Origin of the sequence: Streptococcus peroris ATCC 700780 (assembly GCF_000187585.1) — a bacterium.
Classification (GTDB): domain Bacteria; phylum Bacillota; class Bacilli; order Lactobacillales; family Streptococcaceae; genus Streptococcus; species Streptococcus peroris.
The window spans coordinates 881,991-890,574 of the sequence record NZ_GL732463.1 but is presented as its reverse complement, the minus strand read 5'-3'; the positions used below and the strand labels follow the sequence as shown (position 1 = coordinate 890,574).

The following is an 8,584-nucleotide window of genomic DNA, read 5'->3' as shown; positions in this document are numbered from 1 at the left end:
GATATAGAGTTCCTGATTTTTCAAGACAATTTCACGTACACTTGCAAATTTCTTCAGCTTTTTAAGGTCTTCTGGATGCGTTACTAGAGTGATGACATATCCTTCTTTACCCATACGACCTGTACGTCCTGCACGGTGGGTATAGGTTTCCATATCTCTAGGGACGTCGAAATTGACAACACATTCCAAGCTATCAATGTCGATACCACGAGCGAGAAGGTCTGTGGCAAGAAGTAGTGTCAGTTGATTATCTTTGAATTTTTCTAGAATAACTTTTCTAAATTTAACGTTGACATCGCTAGCTAGCGAAACTGCTAAAACATCACGATATTGTAATTTTTCCTCGGCGCTTCCAAGGTCAGACAAGCTATTAAAGAAGACAAGGCCGCGGAAATCTTCAACCTGTGCCAGTTTACGAAGCATATCTACTCTGTGACGTTGGTCCACCTGCATGTAGAAGTGTTGGATGTTGTCTAACTTTTGGTCTGATAGGTCAATGATGCGCGTGTTAGGTGCAATCTTATCTTGGTCAAATTTGGTAGTGGCACTCATGTAAATAAGTTGATGGTCACGAGGTGCGTAGTGGGTAATCTTTTCTACAAAGTGGATTTGAGAATCATCTAGCAACTGGTCGAATTCATCAAGAATGATTGTTTCCACGTTCATCATCTTGATTTTTTTCAATTTAATGAGTTCGAAGATACGACCGGGAGTTCCGATCAAAATTTCTGGTCCTTTTTTTAGTCGTTCAATTTGGCGTTTTTGACTCGAACCGGATAGAAATAGCTGAGCTGTTAATCCGATAGCCTCACCCCAGATTTTAGTGACTTCAAAAATTTGTCCAGCAAGCTCAGTATTAGGTGCTAAAATCAATAATTGTTGTGCTTTTTTCTTTTGCAGTTTGAGAAGACTAGGTAGGAGATAAGCTAAAGTCTTTCCTGTTCCAGTAGGACTGACTCCAAGGAGTGATTCTCCTTCTAAAATAGGATTAAACAGTTGTTCTTGAATGGGAGTGAATTCTTGGAATCCCAGTTGATCAATCAATTCTTGCCATTCGGTAGGTAGTTTGGTTTTCATTTTTCTGCCTCAAATCTAATGCCAGCATCTTGTCGCATGGCATAGAGAACTTGATGTACATCTGTTGCATCAGTAAGCCATTGCTGATAGAGTGTCTGGTCTGGTTGATTTATCATATGTGCGAAAGCATCGACTTCCTCTGTCATGGTATGAGGAGCCTGCTGGATAGGAAGTTGAACTTCATTTCCTTGATGGTCTGTAAAAGTAGCTGATTGGACATGCTCGATTGTATTAAGTGTCAAGGTTCCATCAGTAGTATAAATCTCACAAGGAAGATTAGAAGTGATATTCTTTCCTGCTTTGATGTGTACTTGATAGTTAGGATATGAGAGAATACCATCCCCATTTAAATCAATGCTATTATCTAGTTTCTGAGCTTGATAGGTTGCACGAGTCGGTTTTCCAAATAAGCAAACAGCAGCGTAGAGAGGATAAATACCAAGATCCATAAGTGCACCACCTGCAAAACGGTCTGAGAAAACATTAGGAGTATCGCCAGCAAGTAGGTTAGGCATCTTAGAAGAGTATTTAGCGTAGTTAAAGTCTGCACCTAAAACATGTTTATCAGCTAAAAAGTTCTTAATTGTAGCGAAAGCATATTCATGATAGTTACGTGCTGCTTCAAAGATAAACCGTTGATTTTCTTGAGCGACTTCAATTAATTCCTGCCATTCGTGTGGTTGAGTGACGGCTGGTTTTTCAAGGACAACATGTTTTCCAGCAGATAAAGCAACTTTAGCTTGGCTGTAGTGCAAGGAGTTTGGACTAGCAACATAAACCACATCAAATGGATGCTTGAAAAATTCATCTAGCTGGTCAAATAATGTTACATTTGAATATTGAGAAGCAAACCTTTCTGCAGTTTCGATTTTTCTTGAATAGACTGCAACCAGTTGATATTCTCCACTTGTATGAGCTGCTTCGATAAAATGATGGCTGATTGCGCCAGTTCCGATAATGCCGAGTTTAAGCATAGAGACTCCTTTTTAAAAACGATTCATTGTGTTTATTATATCACAGATAGGGTGAACTAGCTAGAGAGCTCTTTTGAGATTAGTAGTCACTCTTTGAGCTTTTTTAGAACAATGATTTTATCTCACAGATAAATACTGAACAAGATAGATATTCATAAATTAAAAAAAGCAAAGAAAAGCATCATTTTGATTGAAAATACTTGTCAAAAATTTGGAATCATGCTATACTTGTAGAGTTGACTATGCACATGCCTGTGCAACCGCTCGAACATCGTCGCTCGTTTTATAACAAATTTAAACTTCGTCATGATCGCCTTGCCTAACATAAGTTATGTCTTAGGCTTCATTCCTAGTTTATTCTTTGTTCTATTTGGAGCTCTTCTTTTAAGTGGTTCGTCCCACGATGCTAGGCGAGTCTTCACAAAAATTCGGGGAAACCCCAAAAAATCATAGGAGGTGCATAATGAGCACATACGCAATTATCAAAACTGGCGGAAAACAAGTTAAAGTTGAAGTTGGTCAAGCAGTTTACGTTGAAAAATTGAACGTTGAAGCTGGTCAAGAAGTTACTTTTAACGAAGTTGTTCTTGTTGGTGGTGAAAACACTGTTGTCGGAACTCCACTTGTTGCTGGAGCTACTGTAGTTGGAACTGTTGAAAAACAAGGAAAACAAAAGAAAGTTGTTACTTACAAGTACAAACCTAAAAAAGGTAGCCACCGTAAACAAGGTCACCGTCAACCATACACTAAAGTTGTCATCAACGCAATCAACGCTTAATTTTAAGGAGAACACATGATACAAGCAGTCTTTGAGAGAGCCGAAGATGGCGAGCTGAGGAGTGCGGAGATTAGTGGACACGCCGAGAGTGGCGAATACGGCCTAGATGTCGTGTGTGCATCGGTTTCTACGCTTGCCATAAACTTTATCAATTCCATTGAGAAATTTGCAGGCTATGAACCAATCTTAGAATTAAACGAAGATGAAGGGGGTTATCTGATGGTTGAAATTCCAAAAGATCTTCCTTCTCACCAGAGAGAAATGACACAATTATTTTTTGAATCATTTTTCTTAGGTATGGCAAACTTATCGGAGAACTCATCTGAGTTCGTCCAAACCAGAGTTATCACAGAAAACTAACACGGAGGAAAACATTATGTTAAAAATGACTCTTAACAACTTGCAACTTTTCGCCCACAAAAAAGGTGGAGGTTCTACATCAAACGGACGCGATTCACAAGCTAAACGTCTTGGAGCTAAAGCAGCTGACGGACAAACTGTAACTGGTGGATCAATCCTTTACCGTCAACGTGGTACACACATCTATCCAGGTGTAAACGTTGGACGTGGTGGAGACGATACTTTGTTCGCTAAAGTTGAAGGCGTAGTACGCTTTGAACGTAAAGGTCGCGATAAGAAACAAGTTTCTGTATACCCTATCGCAAAATAAAAGGGGTTAGTAAACCTTTTTATCTCTAGCCTTAAAATGGAAGGTTAGTAGGCTTTAACTAGCATATAATAGAGCTTTTCGAGATTCTCGGAAGGCTTTTTTGTTCCATAAAATTAGAGAAAGTAATGTTTTAAGAATACTTTGGAAATTATTTGGATTCAGTATAGTCTTTAGCAATATATTTCATCAACATCAATAGAAAAAAAGAAAGAAATATGATATAATATAAGGTGAGACCTCATGAATAAATAGTGAAAGAGTTTATAGTAATTAATGAAAAAAATTGTCATTAACGGTGGCCGTCCATTAAAGGGTGAGATAACCATTAGCGGAGCAAAAAATAGTGTGGTTGCTCTGATTCCAGCTATTATTTTATCAGATGATCTTGTCATCTTGGACTGTGTACCAGACATCTCAGACGTGGCTAGTTTGATTGATATAATGGAAATCATGGGAGCTAGTGTTAAACGCTATGACGATGTTTTAGAAATAGATCCTCGTGGAGTTCAAAATAAACCAATGCCATACGGTAAGATTAATAGTCTTCGTGCATCTTATTACTTCTATGGGAGTCTTCTAGGTCGTTTCGGTGAGGCAACAGTAGGTTTGCCTGGTGGATGTGACTTGGGACCTCGTCCGATTGATTTGCATTTAAAAGCATTTGAAGCGATGGGAGCCGTTACAACTTACGAGGGAGACAATATGAATCTCTCCACAAATGGTTCTAAATTGCATGGCGCACATATCTATATGGATACTGTCAGTGTCGGAGCGACCATTAATACAATGCTTGCTGCGGTTAAAGCTCAAGGCCGTACAGTTATTGAGAATGCTGCTCGTGAGCCTGAAATCATTGATGTAGCAACATTGTTAAACAATATGGGAGCTCATATCCGTGGTGCAGGTACAGATATGATTACCATTGATGGTGTTGAATCCTTACACGGAACTCGGCATCAAGTTATTCCAGACCGTATTGAAGCTGGAACTTATATTTCCTTAGCTGCAGCCGTAGGGAAGGGAATCCTTATTAATAATGTACTTTATGAACATCTTGAAGGATTTCTTGCTAAGTTAGAAGAAATGGGTGTTCATATGACTGTTTCTGAAGATAGTATCTTTGTTGAAGAGCAGAAAAATCTAAAAGCTGTTAATATCAAAACTGCTCCATATCCAGGATTTGCTACAGACCTTCAACAACCGATTACACCACTTTTGTTGAAAGCAGAAGGACGAGGAACACTGATTGATACCATTTATGAAAAACGTGTGAACCATGTCTTTGAATTAGCTAAAATGAACGCAGATATTACAACGACTAATGATCACATTATCTATAAGGGTGGTAATTCTTTACACGGTGCAAGTGTAAGAGCGACTGACTTACGTGCAGGTGCAGCCCTAGTTATTGCAGGCCTTATGGCTGAAGGTAGAACTGAGATTACTAGTGTTGAGTATATCTTACGAGGTTACTCAAATATTATTGAGAAATTACGTAACCTTGGAGCAGATATTGAGCTAATCGAAGATTAGACATTTTGAGGAACACAATGAATATCTGGACAAAATTAGCAATGTATTCTTTCTATGAGACGGAACGTTTGTATTTCCGTCCATTCTTTTTTACGGATGTAGATGACTTTCATGCTCTAGCATCAGACCCTGAAAATCTCCAATTTATTTTTCCTACGCAAGCCAGCATTGAGGAAAGTCAATATGCTCTTGCTAACTACTTTATGAAATCACCTTTGGGAATTTGGGCGATTTGTGATAAGAAAGCACAGAAGATGATTGGAGCCATCAAGTTTGAAAAGCTGGATGAAATCCGTAAAGAAGCAGAAATTGGCTATTTTTTAAGGAAAGATTATTGGTCTCAAGGATATATGACGGAAGCAGTGACTAAATTACGCGATTTGTCTATGGATCAGTTTGAATTAAAGCAACTTTCTATTGTGACGCATTTAGAAAATAGTGCTAGTCAAAAGGTTGCACAAAAATCAGGCTTCGTTCTATATCGTCGTTTCAAGGGTAGTGATCGATATACTCGTAAGATGCGGGATTATCTAGAATTTCGCTATACAAAAGGAGAGCTAAATGAGTAAACACCAAGAAATTTTAGCTTATTTAGAAGAATTACCAGTCGGAAAACGGGTCAGTGTTCGAAGTATTTCAAATAGGCTGGGAGTGAGTGATGGTACAGCTTATCGTGCTATCAAAGAAGCTGAAAATAGAGGATTGGTTGAAACACGTCCTCGAAGTGGAACTGTCCGTGTCAAGTCCAAAAAAGTTGCCATTGAGAGATTAACCTTTGCAGAAATTGCAGAAGTCACTGGTTCAGAAGTTTTAGCTGGCCAAGCAGGTTTGGAGAGAGAATTCAGTAAATTCTCCATTGGAGCCATGACAGAAAAAAATATTCTTTCTTATCTTCATGATGGTGGTCTACTTATTGTCGGTGATAGAACACGGATCCAATTATTGGCACTTGAAAATGAAAATGCTGTCTTGGTAACGGGTGGATTTGAAGTTCATAAAGATGTTTTGGATGCTGCTAATAAAAAAAATATCCCAGTGTTACGCAGTAAACATGATACATTTACCATTGCAACCATGATTAACCGAGCTTTGTCAAATGTACAAATAAAGACAGATATTTTAACGGTTGAAAAAATCTATCGCACTTGTCATGAATATGGTTTTTTACAAGAAACGGATACTGTAAAAGATTATTTAGATTTAGTTCGTAAGAATAGAAGTAGTCGATTCCCTGTTATCAATCAGCACAAGGTTGTTGTTGGTGTTGTGACCATGCGTGATGCCGGAGATAAATCACCAGGGACTACCATTGATAAGGTCATGACAAGAACTGTCTACATGACAGGTTTAGCCACAAATATTGCTAACGTGAGCCAGAGAATGATTGCTGAAGATTTTGAAATGGTACCTGTTGTACGGAGCAATCAAACCTTGCTTGGTGTCATTACTAGACGTGATGTTATGGAAAAAATGAGTCGTTCTCAGGTCTCAGCTCTCCCAACATTTTCTGAGCAGATTGGTCAGAAGTTATCATACCATCATGACGAAGTTGTCATTACGGTTGAACCATTCATGCTTGAAAAAAATGGTGTCCTTGCTAATGGAGTTCTTGCAGAAATTTTAACCCATATGACGCAGGATTTGGTTGTTAATAGTGGACGTAATCTTATCATTGAACAGATGTTGATTTATTTCTTACAGGCTGTTCAGATTGATGATATTTTACGGATTCAGGCACGAATTATCCATCATACGAGACGGTCAGCAATTATTGATTATGACATTTATCTCAATCACCAAATAGTATCAAAAGCAAATGTAACTGTAAAAATTAATTAGAATTAGGAGAAAACATGATTACATTAAAATCAGCTAGAGAAATCGAAGCAATGGATAAGGCGGGTGATTTTCTTGCAAGTATTCACATCGGTTTGCGTGAAATCATCAAACCAGGTGTAGATATGTGGGAAGTCGAAGAATATGTACGTCGCCGTTGTAAAGAAGAAAACTTCCTTCCCTTACAAATTGGGGTTGACGGAGCGGTGATGGATTATCCTTACGCAACATGTTGTTCTCTAAATGATGAGGTTGCGCATGCATTTCCGCGACATTATATTCTTAAAGACGGAGACTTACTAAAAGTAGATATGGTTTTAGGAGGTCCTATTGCCAAGTCTGAATTAGACGTTTCTAAGTTAAACTTTGACAAAGTCCAACAAGTGAAGAAATATACTCAAAGCTATACAGGCGGTTTGGCAGACTCTTGTTGGGCTTATGCAGTTGGAACACCTTCTGAGCAAGTAAAGAACTTGATGGAAGTCACTAGAGAAGCTATGTATATAGGCATTGAGAAAGCAGTTGTCGGAAATCGTATTGGTGATATCGGCGCTGCTATCCAAGAATATGCAGAAAGTCGTGGATACGGTGTTGTTCGTGACTTGGTAGGTCACGGTGTTGGACCAACCATGCATGAAGAACCAATGGTTCCCAACTATGGAATTGCAGGCCGAGGACTTCGTTTAAGAGAAGGTATGGTGTTAACAATTGAACCGATGATTAACACAGGTGATTGGGAAATTGATACTGATATGAAAACAGGATGGGCTCATAAAACGGTTGACGGAGGCCTTTCTTGTCAATATGAACACCAATTTGTGATTACAAAGGATGGGCCAGTTATCTTAACTAGTCAGGGTGAAGAAAGAACTTATTAAGTAAAAAGGAGCTAAGCTCCTTTTTTGATCTTTTAAAGTTGAAAATAAATTTGCGTAGCAGATATCTTACAAACGTTTTCTTTTATAGTAAAATAAAATATAACTAAATGAAAGAAGGTTCTGAATTGGAAAGTATTTTATTTTTTATTTCTGTCTTTATAGCTGGGGTCTTGTCATTCTTTTCTCCCTGTATCTTTCCCTTGTTACCAGTCTACGCTGGAATTTTGTTAGATGATCAAGAGGAGTCGAAGACATTTCGTTTTTTGGGTAAAGATGTTTCCTGGTCTGGATTGATTCGCACTCTTTGTTTTATTGCAGGTATTTCTCTTATTTTCTTTATCCTTGGTTTCGGAGCTGGATTTCTTGGGAACATACTCTATGCTGACTGGTTCCGTTATACTATGGGAGTTGTTATTATCCTATTGGGATTACATCAGATGGAAATCCTTCATCTAAAAAAATTAGAGGTACAAAAAACACTAAAGTTTAAACAGGAACAGTCCAGCAAGTATCTATCAGCCTTTCTATTAGGAATTAGCTTTAGTTTTGGCTGGACTCCTTGTATCGGACCAGTTTTAAGTTCTGTTTTAGCATTGGCTGCATCAGGAGGAAATGGAGCACTTCAGGGAGCTTTACTAACTCTTGTTTACACTCTTGGAATGGCACTTCCATTTTTAGTGTTGGCCTTGGCATCAGGTCTTATCATGCCGTTTTTTAGTAGAATCAAATCCCATATACTCTTATTAAAGAAAATTGGTGGTTTGCTGATCATTCTCATGGGAATTTTATTAATGTTGGGACAGTTAAATATATTATCGGGTATTTTAGGATAAAAGGA

Annotated in this window: 11 protein-coding genes; 9 read left to right on the top strand and 2 right to left on the bottom strand. The window is 38.3% G+C overall.

From position 1 onward, the window contains the following. Together HMPREF9180_RS06275 and HMPREF9180_RS06270 are read right to left on the bottom strand one after the other, a co-directional pair. On the bottom strand, window positions 1-1,077 hold a 1,077-nt coding region (locus HMPREF9180_RS06275), incomplete at its 3' end, for a DEAD/DEAH box helicase (protein ID WP_006145669.1). Beyond that, on the bottom strand, window positions 1,074-2,051 hold the full coding sequence (locus HMPREF9180_RS06270) for a Gfo/Idh/MocA family protein (protein WP_006145668.1): 978 nt from the start codon (window positions 2,049-2,051) through the stop codon (window positions 1,074-1,076). The genes HMPREF9180_RS06275 and HMPREF9180_RS06270, both read right to left, overlap by 4 nt. A gap of 200 nt (window positions 2,052-2,251) precedes the next feature. Between HMPREF9180_RS06270 and HMPREF9180_RS10490 the strand changes: the two genes are divergently transcribed. From HMPREF9180_RS10490 to ccdA2, 9 genes are all read left to right on the top strand, one after another. Beyond that, window positions 2,252-2,374, top strand: coding sequence for a hypothetical protein (locus tag HMPREF9180_RS10490; RefSeq protein WP_279624964.1), 123 nt, complete (start codon window positions 2,252-2,254; stop codon window positions 2,372-2,374). A gap of 140 nt (window positions 2,375-2,514) precedes the next feature. Next, on the top strand, window positions 2,515-2,829 hold the full coding sequence (gene rplU, locus HMPREF9180_RS06265; protein WP_000109141.1) for a 50S ribosomal protein L21: 315 nt from the start codon (window positions 2,515-2,517) through the stop codon (window positions 2,827-2,829). A gap of 15 nt (window positions 2,830-2,844) precedes the next feature. After that, a complete protein-coding gene (locus tag HMPREF9180_RS06260; RefSeq protein WP_006145666.1) occupies window positions 2,845-3,189 on the top strand; it encodes a ribosomal-processing cysteine protease Prp in 345 nt (114 codons plus the stop codon). Window positions 3,190-3,205: 16 nt separating this feature from the next. After that, window positions 3,206-3,499: a 50S ribosomal protein L27 gene (rpmA, locus tag HMPREF9180_RS06255; protein WP_000916509.1), complete on the top strand. Its 294-nt coding sequence runs from the start codon at window positions 3,206-3,208 to the stop codon at window positions 3,497-3,499. A gap of 273 nt (window positions 3,500-3,772) precedes the next feature. Further along, on the top strand, window positions 3,773-5,032 hold the full coding sequence (locus tag HMPREF9180_RS06250) for a UDP-N-acetylglucosamine 1-carboxyvinyltransferase (protein ID WP_006145665.1): 1,260 nt from the start codon (window positions 3,773-3,775) through the stop codon (window positions 5,030-5,032). 17 nt (window positions 5,033-5,049) lie between these two features. Continuing rightward, window positions 5,050-5,601 carry a GNAT family N-acetyltransferase gene (locus tag HMPREF9180_RS06245; protein WP_006145664.1) on the top strand — a complete coding sequence of 184 codons (552 nt, stop codon included), beginning with the start codon at window positions 5,050-5,052 and terminating at the stop codon, window positions 5,599-5,601. Further along, a complete protein-coding gene (spxR, locus tag HMPREF9180_RS06240) occupies window positions 5,594-6,871 on the top strand; it encodes a CBS-HotDog domain-containing transcription factor SpxR (protein WP_006145663.1) in 1,278 nt (425 codons plus the stop codon). Before HMPREF9180_RS06245 ends, spxR begins: the two co-directional genes overlap by 8 nt. 14 nt (window positions 6,872-6,885) lie before the next feature. Continuing rightward, window positions 6,886-7,746 carry a methionyl aminopeptidase gene (locus HMPREF9180_RS06235; RefSeq protein ID WP_006145662.1) on the top strand — a complete coding sequence of 287 codons (861 nt, stop codon included), beginning with the start codon at window positions 6,886-6,888 and terminating at the stop codon, window positions 7,744-7,746. Between the two features lie 125 nt (window positions 7,747-7,871). Continuing rightward, on the top strand, window positions 7,872-8,579 hold the full coding sequence (gene ccdA2 / locus HMPREF9180_RS06230; protein WP_025168690.1) for a thiol-disulfide oxidoreductase-associated membrane protein CcdA2: 708 nt from the start codon (window positions 7,872-7,874) through the stop codon (window positions 8,577-8,579). The last annotated feature ends 5 nt before the right edge of the window (window positions 8,580-8,584 follow it).